Below are 16090 nucleotides of genomic sequence, written 5' to 3'. Positions count from 1 at the left end.
CGGCCGCCCCAGGGCGATGGGCTGTCCCAGGGCGACCGGTCTCCCCGAGGCGATCGGCTGTCCCAGGCCGGCCGCCCCTCCGAGGCAGACCCGCGGCGCCACCGGAAGCGGCCGCCACCGCCGCCGGCCCACCGCCGGGCCGCCGCCGGGCCGCCGCGGAGCCGGGGCAGCGCCTGGGCCGGCCCGGGCCTGGCCGATCCGGGCCTGCAGGGCGCCGGCCCGCCGTGTATCATGGGGACAGGCAGGCCGAACCAGCCACCCCGGTGTCTTGACCGGGGCTGGGGCGGACCGGCCGGTCGGGGTCCCGGGCCGTTCCCGGGCCCGGGAGGGAAGATCCTTGCCGAGACGCAGGAAGAAGACAACCAACGAACCGGTCAAGACGCAGGTCGAAGGGGCACCGCCGGGCCCGCTGCCGGCGGTCGGGGGCGATGGCGCCCTGCGGGACATCCCCGGCCCTGCCCCGGCGGCGGAGGCGACCGCCGGGGCCACCGGCTCCAGGGCGCGCCGCAGCACGACCCCAGTCCGGGACGAACCGGCCACCGGAGGGGCCAGCGGCCCGCAGGAGCCGGTTCCTTCCCCGCAGGCGGTCCAGGCCCCCTCGCCCGGCGCCGCGCCGTCGCCGGCCGGTGCCCCGGCCCCGGGCGGCCGGGCCGGTTCGTCCGCCGCGGTGGCCGCGTGGGAAGAGAAGATCCTCGCCTTCATGCGGGAGAAGGCCTACCGGCCGCTGACGGCAGGCCAGCTGGCCGCAGCCATGGGGGTCGAGGACCCCGAGGCCGACGCCGGCTTCCGCGCCGCCCTGGAGCGGCTGGAGGCCGAAGGCCGGGTCGTCCGGACCCGGACCCGGCGTTACGGCGTCCCCGAGCGGATGAACCTGGCGGTGGGGGTCCTGCAGGGGCACCCCAAGGGCTACGCCTTCCTGATCCAGCCCGATGGGGACGACGTGTTCATCCCCGCCGAGAACCTCAACGGCGCCATGCACCGGGACCGGGTGGTGGTCCGGCTGCTGGGGCGCGCCCGGGGCGGGCGCAAGGCGGAGGGCGAGGTCATCCGCATCCTGGAGCGGGCCAACCGGGAGCTGGTGGGCCGGCTGGAGTGGCAGGGGGGCGAGGCCGGTTACGGGTTTGTCACCCCCGTCGACCAGCGGGTCTTCTGGGATGTGTTCATCCCCCAGGGGCAGCTGGGGGACGCCCGGCCCGGCGACATGGTGGTCGTGGAGATCACCCGCTGGCCCGAGCGGCGGCGCGGCCCGGAGGGACGGGTGGTGCGGGTGCTGGGGCCCGCCGAGGCCCCGGGCGTCGACGTGGCCGCCATCGTGGCTAAGGCGGGGCTCCGGGTGGAGTTCCCGCCGGCGGCCCTGGCCCAGGCCGAGCAGGTGCCGGAGAAGGTCAGTGCTCGGGACCGCCGGGGGCGGCGCGACCTGCGGGACTGGCTGATCGTCACCATCGACGGCGCCGACGCCAAGGACCTGGACGACGCCGTGTCCCTCCAGCGCCTGCCCGAGGGGGGCGAGGCGGTGTGGCGGCTGGGCGTCCACATCGCCGACGTCTCCCACTACGTGGCCGAGGGCAGCCCGCTGGACCTGGAGGCCCGCCGCCGGGCGACCAGCGTCTACCTGGTGGACCGGGTGCTGCCCATGCTGCCACCCCGCCTGTCCAACGGGATCTGCAGCCTGAACCCGCGGGTCGACCGGCTGACGGTGACGGTGCTGATGGACTTCGACGCCCAGGGCCGGCGGGTGGGCTATGAGATCTTCCCCAGCGTCATCCGCACCCGCCACCGGCTGACCTACGAGGGCGTCCAGCAGATGCTGGAGGGCGACCCCGGCGATCCCGAGGTGCGGGCGCTGCGGGAGGCGCACCAGGACGTGCTGCCGATGCTGGAGGACATGGCCCGGCTGTCGGCCCGGCTGGCGGCCCGCCGGGAGCGGCGGGGCAGCATCGACTTCGACATCGCCGAGGTCAAGGTGGTCCTGGACGAGCAGGGCATGCCCCGGGAACTCTTGCGCCGGGAGCGCACGGTGGCGACCCGCATCATCGAAGAGTTCATGATCGCCGCCAACGAGACGGTGGCCGAGCACTGCCACTGGCGGCAGGTGCCCTTCATCTACCGGGTCCACGAGGAACCGGACCCCGACGAGGTGGAGGAACTGGCCGCCTTCCTGACGATCCTGGGCTACCGCCTGCCGCCCCGGCGCAAGCTGCACCCGCGCCAGTTCCAGGAGGTGCTCAAGCAGGTCGAGGGCCGGCCCGAGGAGTACCTGGTCAACGCCGTGGTGCTGCGCACCATGAAGCGGGCGCGCTACGCCACGGAGGCCCTGGGCCATTTCGGCCTGGCCGCCCGGTTCTACTGCCACTTTACCTCGCCGATCCGGCGCTACCCCGACCTGGTGGTGCACCGCATCGTCAAGGAGCTGGCGCTGCGGGGGAGCCTGCCGGCCCAGCGGGTGGAGGAACTGGAGGCGATCCTGCCAGAGATCGCCGACCACTGCTCCCAGCAGGAGCGGCTGGCTGAGGAGGCGGAGCGGGAGAGCGTCGACCTCAAGAAGGTCCAGTTCATGGCGGACAAGGTGGGGGAGACGTACAAGGGCATCATCTCCGGCGTCACCTCCTTCGGCCTGTTCGTCACCCTGCCGAACCTGGTGGAAGGCCTCGTCCATGTCAGCACCCTGACCGACGACTACTATCACTACGAGGAGAAGCTCTACAGCCTGGTGGGCGAGCGCACCCGGCGCACCTTCCGCCTGGGCGACGAGGTGGAGGTGGTGGTGGCCAAGGTCAACCCCGAGGCCCGAACCATCGACCTGGTCCTGGCGGAACTGGCCGGCGAGCTGGAGGAGGACGCCGGGCGGGCCGCCCGCAACGGGCGCCGGAACGGAGGGGCCGGGGGACGGGCGACGGCCGGCGGCAAGCAGCCCGGGCGGCGGACCCGGGCCGGCGGGACGCGCGCCGCCAGCAAGGCCGCCCCGGGCGGGCGAACCGGCGGGGAGCAGGAGAGGAGAACCGATGGGGGCACGCGGCGACGGCGTGCGCCTGGTGGCCGACAACCGCAAGGCGCGCCATGACTTCTTCATCGATGAGACCTTCGAGGCGGGGCTGGTGCTGACCGGCACCGAGATCAAGTCGATCCGGGCCGGCCGGGTCAACCTGCGGGACAGCCACGCCCGGGTCGAGCGGGGCGAGGTGTGGCTTTACGGCGTCCACATCGCGCCGTACGAGCACGGCAACCGGTTCAACCACGAGCCGGACCGGCCACGAAAGCTCCTGCTGCACCGCCGGGAGATCGACTACCTGGCGGGCCGGGTGCGGGAGCGGGGATACACCCTGGTGCCGCTCAAGCTGTACCTGAAGGGCAGCTGGGCAAAGGTCGAACTGGCCCTGGCCCGAGGCAAGAAGAGCTACGACAAGCGGGCGACCATCGCCCAGCGGGAGGCCCAGCGGCGGATGGCCCAGGCCCTGCGCGCGCGGCGGTAGCCGTGCGGCGGTAGCGGCCGGCGCCCGGCGCGGCCGGTTGGGCGGGTCCTGTGGCGCGGGAGGGGGCCTGTGCAGGGGCGCGCTGTGGGAGGCCGCCCGGGCGGGACGAACCGGTGGACGCGGGGTGCCAGGAGCCTGCGGGGCGGCGCGGCGCCCATGGCCGGGCCGGCCTTCCGGCCCGGTTGCCTCCCCGTGCTGGTGCGAGGGTTGTGGTATAATCCATGTTGCGTGAATGCGCCCTCGGGCCGGCGAATCGCGGCGGCTCGCGGGGCGAATTCCCCGCGACCGTGACGCGGGGGACGCCATCCCTGCGGGGGTGATTCAGATTCGACGCCGGTAGGGTGGGTTGGAGAAGCGAGCCGAGGTTCCGCCCCTCGTTAAACAGCGGAACGGCCAATAAGTGCCAACGAAGAGCTCGCTCTGGCTGCTTAATCGCTAGCGGCCAAGCCGCGTGAGTCCTCGCCTGCGGGACTGGCGCGGTTTCAATCCGGCAGGCTGGCCGCCGGCCCGGCCCGCGGGGCAGGCGGCGAGATCAGAGCGGGCTGGCCTTCGCGGACCCTGCCCCTGGGGGCCGCGGGGGCGAGAACCGTACAGGGGCTACGCTCGTAGAGGCTCCGGCTGGCCCGCCGGCGGACCGGGGTGCAAATCCCCGCACCTCCACCGTGGAGCCCCGGGTGGCCGGTTGGCGAACCGGCCGCCCGGGGCGTTTTCCTGCCGGGCGTCCGGTGGTGCCGAGGGGGGCGGGTAAGCCCGTGGCCGCCGTGCCGGCGCGGCGCGCCGGAGCCGGGGGCCGCTGCGCCGCAGGCCAGGTGGTGGGCCGGCGCGGTGCACAGGCGCCGGAGCCGCAGCGCCGCAGCTCACACGGGGCCGGCGCGGAGGTGGGCGGCCGCCGCCTGCGCGCGGGCCGCCGCGGGCGACGCCGGCCCGGTGCGGGTCGGTCGGGGGGCCGCCATGGAGCGCTGGGTCCTGCATTGCGATCTCGACGCCTTCTTCGCCGCCGTCGAGCAACTCGACTGCCCCGAACTGGCGGGCCGCCCGGTGATCGTGGGCGGCGACCCCCACTCCCGGGGCGTGGTGGCCACCTGCTCCTACGAGGCCCGGGCCTTCGGCGTGCGCTCCGCCATGCCCCTGGCCCAGGCCCGGCGGCTCTGCCCCCACGCCGTGTTCCTCCCCGTGCGCCGGGAACGCTATCTCGAGGTCTCGCGGCAGGTGATGGCGATCCTGGCCCGGGAGAGCCCGGTGTTGGAGCCCGTGTCCATCGACGAGGCGTACCTGGAGGTCCGGGGCGACGGGCCGGCCGCGGCCCGGCGGCTGCGGGAGGCGGTGCGGCGCGAGGTGGGCCTGGCCATGACGGTCGGGGTCGGGCCGAACCGGCTGGTGGCCAAGATGGCCTGCCAGGCGGCCAAACCCGACGGGCTGCTGGTGGTGCCGCCGGGCGCGGTCGAAGGGTGGCTGGCGCCCCAGCCCGTGGACGCCCTGCCGGGGCTCGGTCCGGCCACGGCCGCGCGGCTGCGCCGGTTGGGCATCGAGACCTTGGGCCAGCTGGCGGCGGCCCACCCAGCCATCCTCCAACCGGTCCTCAAGGGGCGCGTCGCGGAGGTGCAGGCCCGGGCCCGGGGGTGGGATCCCCGCCCGGTCGGCGCCTCGAGCCCCACCCGCTCCCTGAGCGAGGAGCGGACCCTGGCCCAGGACCGGCGGGCGGACCAGGTCCTGCCCGTGCTGGCCGAACTCTGTGAGGAGCTGGGCGGCCGGCTGCGCCGCCACGGCTATCGTGCGACCCAGGTCACCTTGAAGGTGCGCTACGCCGACTTCACCACCATCACCCGCAGCCGCAGCCTGCCCCATCCCATCCACGCCGACGGGGAGCTCTTCGCCACCGCGCGGGACCTCCTGGAGCGGCACGTTCCCGCGGGCCGGTGGCTGCGGCTGGTGGGCGTGGCGGCGGGCGGCCTGATCCACCGGGACGAGCCGCAGCAGCTGGAACTGTGGCCGGACGATGCCCGGGCCCAGCGGCTGGCCGAGGCCATCGACCGGGTGCGGGGGCGCTTCGGGCCGGGTGCCATCGGCCTGGCCGCCCGCTGGCTCCCGGAGGGGGACGGCGGGGTGGGGCGGCCGGGTGGGACGCGGACCGGGGCCCGCCCGCCCCGGCCGGTTCGTCCCGATGGGGTCGATGGAGCCCGCCGCGACGGAGCCGGCCGCCCGGCGGCCCCCGGGCGCCGACGGAGGGACCTGCGGCCGTGAACGAATACCTGAGCTACATCCTGGTGTTCCTGGCCCGGGTGGCCGACGTCAGCCTGGGCACCCTGCGCCTGATGCTGGTGTTTCGCGGGCAACGGCTGCTGGGGTCCCTGGTCGGCCTGTTCGAAGTGACCCTCTACATCCTGGCCCTGGGCTTCGTCGTCGAGCGCCTGCACCAGGCGCCCCTGACCCTGCTCTTCTACGCCCTGGGGTTCGCCAGTGGCAGCTACCTGGGCAGCGCGCTGGAGGAGCGCCTGGCGCTGGGGGTGGAGATGGTGCAGGTCATCCCCCACGGCAGCGGGGGGCGTGTCCTGGCCGGCGATCTCCGCCGCCAGGGTTACGGCGTGACGGAGCTGGAGGGGCAGGGCCGGGAGGGCCACCGCACGGTCCTCTTGATCACCGTGGAACGCAAGGCGCTGCCCCAGCTGCTGGCCACCCTGCGGGAGCGGGAGCCCCACGCCTTCGTCACCGTCCTGGACACCCGGCGCGCCATCGGCGGGGTCTTCCCCCTGCTGCGCAAGGGCAAATAGCCCGCCCGTGAACGGATCGAGCCCGGATCGAGCCCGCATCGAGCCCGGCGCGAAGGGAGGCTGGTGATGAACGCCGTCCTGCTCGTCGACTTCGGCAGCACCTTCACCAAGGTCTCCGCCGTCGACCTGGACGAACCCCGCCTGCTGGCCCGCGCCCAGGCGCCCACCACCTACGCCACCGGCCTGGAGGAGGGCCTGGATGCCGCCCTGGCGGCCCTGGAGGACGCCTACGGCGGCCGCCTGCCGCCCTTCCGCCACCGGCTGGCCTGCTCCAGCGCCGGCGGCGGCCTGCGGATGGTGGCGGTCGGCCTGGTCCCGGGCTTGACGGCCGAGGCCGCTCGGCGCGCCGCCCTGGGCGCCGGGGCGCGGGTGCTGGCCACCTTCAGCGGGACCCTGAGCAGCGCCGACCTGGACCGCCTGGCGGAGCTGGACCCGGAGATCATCCTGCTGGCGGGGGGGACCGACGGGGGCAACCGCACGGCGCTGGTCGATTTCGCCCGGGCCCTGGCCCGCTGCCCGACCCGGGCCACGGTGGTGGTGGCGGGCAACCGGGACGCAGCCCCCGAGGCGGCGGCCCTCCTCGAGGAGGGTGGCAAGGCGGCGGTGGTGGTCGACAACGTGCTGCCGCGGCTGGATACCATCCAGGTCGAACCGGCCCGCGAGGCCATCCGCCGCGTCTTCATGGAGCGCATCGTGGTCGCCCGGGGCTGGCGGGAGGTGGAGCGCCGGCTGGGGGCGATCCTCATGCCCACGCCGGCCGCGGCCCTGCGGGGGGCCGAGCTGCTGGCCGACGGGGCCGGCGGCGAGCCGGGCCTGGGCGAGCTGCTGGTGGTCGACGTGGGCGGCGCCACCACCGACGTCCACTCGGTGGCCGCCGGCCTGCCCGCCGACGGCAAGACCGTGCTCCGGGGCCTGCCGCCGCCGCGCAGCCAGCGCACCGTGGAGGGCGACCTGGGCCTGCGCCACGGGGCCCCGTCCCTGGCCGAAGCGGCCGGGTTCCTCCGCGACGGGCCGGCCGGCGGTCCCTGGGCCCAGCGGGTGGCGCGCCGCGCCGCCGACCCGGCCTTCGTGCCCGGCGCCGGCGACGGGGAGGAGCGGCTGGCCGACCAGCAGCTGGCCCAGGCGGCGGTCCGGCTGGCGGTGGAACGGCACGCGGGCCGGCGGGAGCCGCTGGCCACCCCCCACGGGCGGCGCTGGATCCAGCGGGGCAAGGACCTGCGCCCGGTGGGCCACGTCATCGGCACGGGCGGCATCTTCCGCCATGCGCCGGAGCCGGCGGCGATCCTGGCCGCCGCCCTGGACCCGGCGGGCGAGGGGCCCATCCTGCGCCCCCGCCAGGGGGCCCTCTGGGTCGACGGCCAGTACCTGCTGAGCCACGCCGGGCTGCTGTCCGCCGTCGATCCCGCGGCGGCGTACAAGCTGCTCAAGGGCAGCCTCACCCGCGTGGCCTGAGGCCGCCGGCGACGCCGGGGCAGGCGCCAGGCCCGGGCCGGGCGGTGGCCCACCGGCGGGGCGGGGCGGGTGTTTCCGGGCCGCGGGGGCTGGGTTGCGCGGCGTCCGGCCGGGGCCTTTCACCCGGGCGGCCGCCTTGAGCAGGGGCGAGGAGGATCGTCGTGGAGCAAGGGGACCGAACCACAGCGAGCCGGGTGGCGGGGCCCGTGCCCCAGCTGGTCCTGGCGACCCACAACCGGGGCAAGGTGCGGGAACTGGAGGCGATGCTCCAGGAGGCCGGGTTGCCCATCCACGTCCGGACCCTGGACGAGGTGGGCGGCGTCCAGATGCCCGCCGAGACCGGTTCCACCTTCCTGGAGAACGCGCGGCTCAAGGCCGAGGCCGTGGCCCGGCAGACAGGCCTGCCCGCCCTGGCCGACGACTCCGGGCTCTGCGTCGACGCCCTGGGCGGACGGCCCGGCGTGTACTCGGCCCGCTTTGCCGGACCGGAAGCCACCGACGCGGCCAACAATGCCCGGCTGCTGGCGGAGCTCGAGGGGGTGCCGCCCCCGCGGCGCACCGCCCGGTTCCGCGCCGTGGTGGTGCTGGCCATGCCGGACGGCCGCTGGACCTGGGCGGAGGGCGAGGCGCCGGGGCGCATCCTAGAGGCGCCCCGGGGCACAGGGGGCTTCGGCTACGATCCCCTGTTCCTCTCCGACGACCTGGGCGTCACCTTCGCCGAAGCGGGTCCGGAGGCGAAGAACCGGGTCAGCCACCGCGCCCGCGCCTTGCGCGCGCTGCTGCCGGCGTTGCGCGCCTGGCTGGTGGACGGTATAGTTAATTGACGGCGTGGACCGGCGGGGCGTGGTGCAGGGGCAGCACGCTTGCTTTGGGAGCAAGAGGTCGGCGGTTCGAATCCGCCCGCCCCGACAGGCGCGGCTTCCGGCCGCCGCGCCGGCGACGGCGGACCGGCTGCCGCGGGGCCGGCGGCGTCGCCGGTTCGTCCGAATGCCACGCCGCCCCAGGCCACCTCGGCTGGCGACCGGGGTCCCCGCGCGGATCCTTCACCACGCGGAAGTCGCTTGCGCGGGAGTAGCTCACGCGGGAGTAGCTCAATGGTAGAGCGCCGGCCTTCCAAGCCGGTGACGCGGGTTCGATTCCCGTCTCCCGCTCAGCGGGCGCGCCGCGCCGCCGGCGCATCCACCCGCGCCCGTAGCTCAGCGGAAGAGCAACCGCCTTCTAAGCGGTGGGTCGGGGGTTCAAATCCCTCCGGGCGCGCCGACCGGCGAGGCCGGGAGTGGGAAGAACCGGAACGCCCGGCGGGTCCACGGGGCGCGCCCGGTGTGCTATCATAGGGAAGCCGGCCCGGCATGGCCGCAGCCCCCGGTACCGGGCTGGCCGCCGGCCGCGGCCGGGGACAGCCGGCCCACCGGCGGTGCCACCGCCGGGCCGGAGAAGGCCGGATTGAAGACCGGTTCAAGCGATCGTGGTGGCTGTAGCTCAGCTGGTTAGAGCGCCAGGTTGTGGCCCTGGAGGTCGGGGGTTCGAATCCCCTCAGTCACCCAGCGCGGCGGCTCAGGCCCCAAGGGCTTCGAGCCGCCCATTGGCCTTATGCGGTGGCCCATTGGCCTTGTTCGGTGGGGCGTAGCCAAGCGGCAAGGCAGGGGACTTTGGATCCTCGATCGCAGGTTCGAATCCTGCCGCCCCAGCAGAAGAGGGCCATTAGCTCAACTGGCAGAGCACCCGGCTTTTAACCGGGGTGTTGGGGGTTCGACTCCCTCATGGCCCACCGGGTGAACCTCGCGCCAAGGCCCCTGGCCGGCGGCCGCCTTCGTTGCGGCGCGGCTCGCCGGGGGCCTTTTCCCGTCCTGGGGCCAGGCACCGGGCCATGCCCGGCCGCACCGGCCGGGGCCGGCGCCTACCGGCCGTCGGGAGAACCGGCGGGATCGTCCGGTCTGGTGGCGGTCTTGGCGGAAGGCGGGGTTTGCGCGGCGGGCGGGGCGTCCGGGACCTCCGGGGCCATCTCCTCGCCGGCTTCGAAGGCCAGGGCGGGACGAACCGGTGGCCGGCCCTCCTGCGGCGGGTCCTCCTGGGGATCGCGGCTTCGCCGGCCCGGGGACCCGGCGCGGGACCCATGGCGGGCCGGGGCGGTGGCGACCCCAGCGGGGGCTATGCCCTTGGGGGTGACGTCCTGGGGGCCCCTGGCGGCGGCCGGCCGGGAAGGGCCTGGGTTCGTCCCGTGCGCCGGTCCGCTGGCCGCGCGCGCCGGGCCGGGGACGGGCCCCCGGCTGGCCCCAGGAGCCGCGGCTGCCCGCTCCGCCGTGGCCGCCCGCGGGACCACGGCCACCTGCCCGGTCCCCGCCGCCCGCTCCGCCGCGGTGGCCCGCCCCGCCGTGGCGACCTGGTCCGCCGCGGCCGCCCGTTCCGTCGCCGCCGCCCGTGCCGCCCCGCGGGCCCGGACCAGGTACACGCCGGCGGCCAGCGCGGTCAGGACCAGGCCGGCCGCCAGGCCCGCCCCCTGGCCGGGGACCAGGGGCATGCCCGCCATCACCGCCAGCACCACGGCCAGGACCAGGACGTTGCTCCAGGGAAAGCCGGGAACCAGGGTCCGGGGCCGGCCGGGCGCCTGGCCAACGGCCGGAGCCCGCGCCGGCGGCCGGAGGCCCGCCCTCGCCCCGGCCGCCCGCAGCCGCCAGTGGGCCGCGACGATGCTGGCGTAGACCAGCAACAGGGCGAAGCCGCCGGCGCTGACCAGAAAGACGTAGACCTGGCGCGGCACCAGGTAGCCCAAACCGACCCCCGCCAGCATCACCGCGCCGGAGAACAGGATGCCGCGCCGCGGGACCGGGCTGCCCTCGACCAGCCAGGCCGGCCCCATGCCGTCCTCGGCCAGGGAGCGGACGACCCGCCCCAGGCTGAACATCACCGCCAGCATGGTGGAGAGGATCGCCGTCACCAGCACCCCGTTGACCACCCGGGCCGTCCCGGCCAGCCCGTGGGCCGCCAGGGCCGCCACCATGGGGCTGGCCGACACGCCGAGCCGCCGGGTGGGGATCAGGGGCAGGAGGACGCCGACGGCCAGCACGTAGAGGCCGGCCAGCACCAGGGCCGTCCGCCGCGCCGCCCGGACCACCGTCCGCCGCGGGTCCCGGGAGGAGGGCGCCGCCAGGCCGATGATCTCGGTGCCCGCGTAGGTGAACATCACCACCAGCATGGCTCCCAGCAGTCCCCGCCAGCCCGCCGCCTGCCACGGCTCCCGGGCCAGGGCGCCCAGCCCCACCGGCGCCCGGCCGGGCCAGAGGCCCGTGATCAGCGCCAGGGCGACCAGGATGAACCCGCAGACGGCCAGCAACTTGACGCCGGCCAGGGCGCCCTCCAGGCGCGCCAGCTGGCGCGCCCCCAGCAGGTTGAGCCCGGTCACGGCCAGGACGATCAGGGTGGCCAGCACGGGCCCGGACATCCCCGGCAACCAGGTGCGGAGGAACACGGCCGCCGCCGTCGCCTCGCTGGACATGGCCAGGGTCAGGCCGGCCCAGTAGACCCAGCCCACGACGAACCCGGCCAGGGGGCCGAAGGCCTTTTGGGCGTAATGGCGGAAGGAGCCGGGAGCCGGGTCCTCCAGGGTCAGGTCCGCCAGGGCCATCAGGACCACGTAGACGATGGCGCCGCCGATGGCGAAGCCCAGCAGGACGGCGGGGCCGGCGCTGCGAATGGCGACCGCCGAGCCCAAAAAGAAGGCGCCGCCGATGGCGCTGCCCAGGGCCAGCATGGTCATCTGGCCGGCCGTCAAGCCGTCCCGTCGGGCCATGGCGATCCCTTCCCCCTTGGGGACCCCGGCGGGCACCCGCCCGCCCCCCGGATCCCAGTGGCTGGTGCGCGGTAGGGTGGTGCGCGATGGGGCGCGGTCCCGGTCGCGGCCGGGCCGGTGGCTGCCCCGGTCCGCTGCTACCGGGATCCGCGACCCCCCTCCCCCCAGGCCTTCCCGGGGGCACCTTGCGGGTTTTAGCATGAAGCGGGGTCCGGGTCCTCATCCGGTGGCGGGATGCCCGGCGGGAGGCCGGGCGGGTCCGGCCGGCGGCCGGGGGCTTCGGCCGGGGACTGGGTGGCACGGCGCGGTGGCACGGCGCGGTAGCACGGCGCGCGGCGGCCCGGGCGCGGGGAACGGTGGCCCCACAGGGGCGCGGCGCGGGAGGACGGGGGCGGGACAAGATGTCGCCGGGATGGGGCCGAGGCGACAGCGGGGAGGGCGCTGCGATGGAGGACCCAGGGAACGGGCGGGCAGGGCCGCGCCGGCGGCTCGGAGATCCAGGGCGCGCCGGCAAAGCGCCGGACGGTGGGCAAGGCCACGGGGCGGCCGTCCCGGCTGCCGGTGGGGCCGGTGCCCGCCGCCCGGCGGGCGATGGGGCCGCCCCTGACGGCCGGGCGATGGCGGGCCGGTCCGAGGAACCGGCGATCACCCCCGTCCCGCCCCAGGAGCCCGCGGCCAGCCGCATCCTGCAAGCGGGCCGCGACGGCCGGAAGGACCGGGTCCTTGCCCTCTTAAGTCACTCACCCCGGCTGGCGCAGGTGGTGGCGCCCACCGGCATGACCCCGCTCCACCACGCGGCGCGCCACGGCTGGGCGGACGTGGCCGGGCGGCTCGTCGATCTGGGGGCGGACCCCGATGCGGTCAACCGCTGGTGGCTGGTCCCGCTCCACTACGCGGCCCGGTACGGCCACCGGGACGTGGTCGCCCTCCTGCTGGACCGGGGGGCCGATCCCGACGTGGCGGCGGCAGGCGGCCAGACGCCCCTGGACTGGGCCATCGTCTTCGGCCATCCCCAGGTGGCGCGGCTACTGGTCGAAGGGGGTGCGGCCATCGGGCCCTTCGCCGCGGCCGGCCTGGGGGACCTGGAGCGCCTGCGCCAGTGGATCCGCCGCGACCGGCGCTGGCTGGCCGCCCGCAACGACTGGCAGGGCACCTTGCTTCACGTGGCCGCCCTGGCCGGACAGCGGGAGGTGGTGCGGTGGCTGCTGGAACAGGGCGTCGACCCCCAGGCGCGGGACGCACGCCGGCGCACGCCCCTGGACCACGCCCGGGATCCCGTCATCCGGCGGTGGCTGGCCGCAGCGCCTCCAGGGCCGGCGGGATGACGAAGGCCGCCTGGTGGACCGCCGGCGTGTACCAGCGGGTGCCCGCAGGGGCGTCGCGCACGGGCCCGCTGGCCGGGTTCGTCCCCCTGGAACCCCAGACGAAGGCCTGCAGGCCGATCAGGTACGCGATGGAGGGGCAGTAATACACCCCGCTCTGGGGGAACACGCCCTCCAGCCGGCGGCCGATGGTCGCCAGGGCGTCCCGGTGGATGAAGGGGGACAGGGCTTGCTGGACCAGGCAGCCGCCCTCGGCCAGCGCCCGGTGGGCCAGCCGGTAGAAGGTCTCGCTGTACAGGGTGTCGGCGGGGGTGCCGGGGTCGCTGCAGTCCACCAGGATGGCGTCGTACTGCCCCGGCTGGGCCTCCTGCAAGAAGGCGAAGCCGTCGGCGTAGACGATCTGCAGCCGCGGGTCGTCCCAGGCGTCGCCGCCCACCTGGGGCAGCCACCGGCGGCAAACGCGGACCACCGCCTCATCCAGCTCGACCAGGTGGATCGCCTCCACGTCGGGCCAGCGGGTCACCTCCCGCAGCGTGCCGCCGTCGCCGCCGCCGATGATCAGCACGCGGCGCGCGCTCTTCAGGGAGGCCAGCGGGACGTGGACCAGCATCTCGTGGTAGATGAACTCGTCCATCTCCGCGACCTGCAGGATCCGGTCGAGGAACAGGGCGCGGCCGAAGCGCTCCAGCTCGGCCACGACGATGTCCTGGTAGGCGGACCGCTCGTGATGGAGCAGCCGTTGCAGGCGCCACCGGATCTGAAAGCCGATGGTCTGGTTCTCCACCAGCCATCCGGATTCCGGGTCGACCTGCCAACCGGCCTGGGTCACGTCCGCTCACTCCTTTGCAGCCATGGTCTCCGCCCGGGGCGACCCCGGCGGGCGCGGCGCAGCCGCGGTGGCGCTGCGCCAGGACCCAAAGGCGGCCACCGAGCGGCGCCGTGCCCGGGGGCCACCCGGCGGAGCCACCCCTGCACCTGTTTGCTACCGGGGGCCCGAACCCTGCCCCGCCGAGACCTCGATCCAGGGGGCGGCCGTGGCCGCTCACCCATCCCCGCCCAGCCCATGGACGCCTGGACCGGGGCGGGGACCGCGGGGCCGTGGCCACCAGGGCCGTGGACGCCTTCCATCCGCAATGGTAAAATGACCGGCGCGTACCCCGGGAGTCCCGGCCTGGCTTCGGGAAGCGCGGGCGTGGCGGAACGGCAGACGCGCCAGACTTAGGATCTGGTGGGTTCATCCCGTGGGAGTTCGAGTCTCCCCGCCCGCACAGGGCCCTGGGAACCGGCGGTGCGTTGCAGGATGAACCGGCCCGTGCTATACTCACGTGTCGGCGGGCGGTTCCAGCCGCCGCAGCCCGTTCACCAGCAGCGAAGGGCGAGGCAATCCATCGGCCGAGCCGATCCATCTGCGGGAGTAGCTCAGGGGTAGAGCGTCTGCTTGCCATGCAGAAGGCCGCGGGTTCGAATCCCGTCTCCCGCTCCGTGGTGGCGCCCTCGGGCACCGGATCTGGAACCCGGTGCCGCGGGCGCCATCTGTGCATCGCGGACACCATCGGTGCCCCCGGTCCAGCCGGCGAACCGCCGCCGGGCGGTTCGCGCCGCGGCCGGTTCCTCCGCAGCCCGTTTGCCGCCGTCTCCCGCGTGTGCTAAAATCTGCGGGTCCTGGCTCGATGCCCGCCGCTGGGGAAGGCGCCGCCAGGGCGCCGTGGCCGCTGGCGAAGGACCGGTTGGGCCGTGGGCCCCCAACGGCGCCGCCTCCGGCCCGGGGATCCCGCGAGGACCTCCATGACCCGAGGGTTTGCACGATCATGGCTGAAGGCTCGACCGGGCGCGTCCCGAGCCGAGCAGGGAGGATGGGCTGAGTTGAAGGCGACCGTCGAGAAGATCGAAAACCGCCGCGCAACCTTGACCATCGAGGTGGAACCGGAGGCGGTGGCCCGGGCCCTCGACCATGCATACCGGCACCTGGTCCGGCGGGTCCACATCCCGGGTTTCCGCAAGGGGCGCGCACCCCGGTTCCTGGTCGAGCGGCATCTCGGCAAGGCGGCCCTCTACGACGAGGCCCTGGAACACTTGCTGCCCGAAGCCTACAACCGGGCCGTGGCCGAGACCGGCATCGAGCCCATCGACCAGCCCCAGCTGAACATCGAGACCTTTGATGAGGAGAAGGGGCTGCGCTTCACCGCCGAGGTGGAGGTCAAGCCCGAGGTCGACCTGGGCGCCTACCGCGAGGTGCGGGTGGAGGTGCCGGCTCCCACCGTGACCGCCGAGGACGTCGACCGGGAGCTGGAACGGTGGCGCGAGCTGCGGGCGACCCTGGAACCCGCGGGCGAGGAGGCGGTCGCCGACAAGGGCATGGTGGCGGTCCTGGACCTGGAGGGGACCCTGGACGGCCAGCCCATCCCCAACGGACAGGCCGAGGATTACGTGGTGGAACTGGGCGCCGGGCGGCTGCTGGATGGCGTGGAGGAACAGATCCTCGGCATGCGCCCCGGGGAGGAGAAGGACGTGCCCGTCACCTTCCCGGAGGACCACGCCGAGGAATCCCTGCGGGGGAAGACGGCCACCTTCCACATCCGCTTGAAGGAGCTCAAGCGCAAGGTGCTGCCCGCCCTGGACGACGACTTCGCCCAGGACGTGGCCGGGGTTTCCAGCCTGCAGGAGTTGCGCGAGCGGGTCGAGAAAGAACTGACCCGAATCGCCGAGGAGCAGGCCCGTGCCGAGGCGCGCCGGCAAGTGGTCCAGAAGGTGGTGGAAGGCGCCCGCCTGGAGGTGCCGGAGACCCTGGTGCGCCGCCAGGTGGAAGACCGGATCCGGAACCTGGAGAACCGGCTGCGCCGCCAGGGCGACAGCCTGGAGTCGTACCTGGAGGCCACCGGCCAGACGCGGGAGCAGCTGGAGGCGTCCCTGCGCGCCGAGGCCGCCGACGACGTGCGCACCGACCTGGTGCTGGACGCCGTCGCCAAGGCTGAGGGCATCGAGGCGACCCCGGAGGACATCGAGGCGGAGATCCGCACCCTGGCCGCCTCCACCGGCCGGCCTTACCAGCAGTTGCGGGACCAGTTCAACCGCACCGGCCTGATCCTCGACCTGGCGGATGGGATCCGCCGGCGCAAGACCATCGACTGGCTGGTGGAACGGGCCACCGGCAAGGCGGTGGGCGAGGTGGCCGACGCCGGCACGGAGGCGGCCGCGGCCGGTACGGCGGAGGCGCCCGGCAACGCCACGGCGGCCGGTGCGGCCGGCGGCGGGGCGGGTGCATCAACCGAAGGCGCGCAATGACAAACTGCA

Annotated in this window: 10 protein-coding genes, 8 tRNA genes and 1 other RNA gene; 17 read left to right on the top strand and 2 right to left on the bottom strand. The window is 75.1% G+C overall.

The genetic code is table 11. The features are described from left to right. The first annotated feature begins 337 nt into the window (after positions 1-337). From rnr to ACYQ02_RS09760, 13 genes are all read left to right on the top strand, one after another. Positions 338-3061: a ribonuclease R gene (gene rnr, locus ACYQ02_RS09820; RefSeq protein ID WP_460040245.1), complete on the top strand. Its 2724-nt coding sequence runs from the start codon at positions 338-340 to the stop codon at positions 3059-3061. Beyond that, on the top strand, positions 3003-3470 hold the full coding sequence (smpB, locus tag ACYQ02_RS09815) for an SsrA-binding protein SmpB (RefSeq protein ID WP_460040244.1): 468 nt from the start codon (positions 3003-3005) through the stop codon (positions 3468-3470). The genes rnr and smpB overlap by 59 nt, the downstream gene beginning before the upstream one ends. 312 nt (positions 3471-3782) lie before the next feature. Continuing rightward, positions 3783-4133, top strand: a transfer-messenger RNA (tmRNA) gene (gene ssrA, locus ACYQ02_RS09810). A gap of 288 nt (positions 4134-4421) precedes the next feature. Beyond that, positions 4422-5711, top strand: a complete 1290-nt coding sequence (gene dinB, locus ACYQ02_RS09805; protein ID WP_460040243.1) for a DNA polymerase IV — start codon at positions 4422-4424, stop codon at positions 5709-5711. Next, positions 5708-6238 carry a DUF2179 domain-containing protein gene (locus tag ACYQ02_RS09800; protein ID WP_460040242.1) on the top strand — a complete coding sequence of 177 codons (531 nt, stop codon included), beginning with the start codon at positions 5708-5710 and terminating at the stop codon, positions 6236-6238. Before dinB ends, ACYQ02_RS09800 begins: the two co-directional genes overlap by 4 nt. Positions 6239-6304: 66 nt before the next feature. Then, entirely contained in the window at positions 6305-7690 is a 1386-nt protein-coding gene (glmL, locus tag ACYQ02_RS09795; RefSeq protein ID WP_460040241.1) for a methylaspartate mutase accessory protein GlmL, read from the top strand. A gap of 161 nt (positions 7691-7851) precedes the next feature. Continuing rightward, positions 7852-8514, top strand: a complete 663-nt coding sequence (locus ACYQ02_RS09790) for an XTP/dITP diphosphatase (RefSeq protein ID WP_460040240.1) — start codon at positions 7852-7854, stop codon at positions 8512-8514. A 13-nt stretch (positions 8515-8527) separates the two neighbouring features. Further along, positions 8528-8599: transfer RNA gene (locus tag ACYQ02_RS09785), tRNA-Pro, on the top strand. Positions 8600-8770: 171 nt separating this feature from the next. Further along, a tRNA-Gly gene (locus tag ACYQ02_RS09780) sits at positions 8771-8841 on the top strand. Positions 8842-8875: 34 nt separating this feature from the next. After that, positions 8876-8947, top strand: a tRNA-Arg gene (locus tag ACYQ02_RS09775). A 211-nt stretch (positions 8948-9158) separates the two neighbouring features. Further along, positions 9159-9232 (top strand) — tRNA-His (locus ACYQ02_RS09770). A 75-nt stretch (positions 9233-9307) separates the two neighbouring features. Further along, positions 9308-9378 (top strand) — tRNA-Gln (locus ACYQ02_RS09765). A gap of 7 nt (positions 9379-9385) precedes the next feature. Further along, positions 9386-9458: transfer RNA gene (locus ACYQ02_RS09760), tRNA-Lys, on the top strand. 129 nt (positions 9459-9587) lie between these two features. Here the strand turns inward: ACYQ02_RS09760 and ACYQ02_RS09755 are convergent. After that, positions 9588-11477: an amino acid permease gene (locus ACYQ02_RS09755; protein WP_460040239.1), complete on the bottom strand. Its 1890-nt coding sequence runs from the start codon at positions 11475-11477 to the stop codon at positions 9588-9590. Between the two features lie 617 nt (positions 11478-12094). Between ACYQ02_RS09755 and ACYQ02_RS09750 the strand changes: the two genes are divergently transcribed. Next, on the top strand, positions 12095-12802 hold the full coding sequence (locus tag ACYQ02_RS09750; RefSeq protein ID WP_460040238.1) for an ankyrin repeat domain-containing protein: 708 nt from the start codon (positions 12095-12097) through the stop codon (positions 12800-12802). Here ACYQ02_RS09750 and speE read toward each other — a convergent pair. Further along, positions 12756-13628 (bottom strand): polyamine aminopropyltransferase, encoded by an 873-nt coding sequence (gene speE, locus ACYQ02_RS09745; protein WP_460040237.1) that lies wholly within the window; start codon positions 13626-13628, stop codon positions 12756-12758. The genes ACYQ02_RS09750 and speE overlap by 47 nt on opposite strands. A gap of 357 nt (positions 13629-13985) precedes the next feature. Here speE and ACYQ02_RS09740 point away from each other — a divergent pair. The 3 genes from ACYQ02_RS09740 to tig all read left to right on the top strand — a co-directional run bounded on the left by ACYQ02_RS09740 (position 13986) and on the right by tig (position 16081). Then, positions 13986-14067, top strand: a tRNA-Leu gene (locus tag ACYQ02_RS09740). Between the two features lie 140 nt (positions 14068-14207). Next, a tRNA-Gly gene (locus ACYQ02_RS09735) sits at positions 14208-14279 on the top strand. 383 nt (positions 14280-14662) lie between these two features. Then, positions 14663-16081, top strand: coding sequence for a trigger factor (gene tig, locus ACYQ02_RS09730; RefSeq protein WP_460040236.1), 1419 nt, complete (start codon positions 14663-14665; stop codon positions 16079-16081). Positions 16082-16090 lie beyond the last annotated feature (9 nt).

It is taken from the genome of Thermaerobacter litoralis (assembly GCF_054654595.1).
Note: the sequence above shows the minus strand (reverse complement) of the source record. Positions and strands in the feature narration are given on the sequence as shown.

Excerpts from the sequence above, each read along its gene's own strand:
- smpB (WP_460040244.1), top strand. The coding sequence starts at position 3,003 with ATGGGGGCACGCGGCGACGGCGTGCGCCTGGTGGCCGACAACCGCAAG.
- dinB (WP_460040243.1), top strand. The coding sequence starts at position 4,422 with ATGGAGCGCTGGGTCCTGCATTGCGATCTCGACGCCTTCTTCGCCGCC.
- glmL (WP_460040241.1), top strand. The coding sequence starts at position 6,305 with ATGAACGCCGTCCTGCTCGTCGACTTCGGCAGCACCTTCACCAAGGTC.
- ACYQ02_RS09755 (WP_460040239.1), bottom strand. The coding sequence starts at position 11,477 with ATGGCCCGACGGGACGGCTTGACGGCCGGCCAGATGACCATGCTGGCC.
- ACYQ02_RS09750 (WP_460040238.1), top strand. The coding sequence starts at position 12,095 with ATGGCGGGCCGGTCCGAGGAACCGGCGATCACCCCCGTCCCGCCCCAG.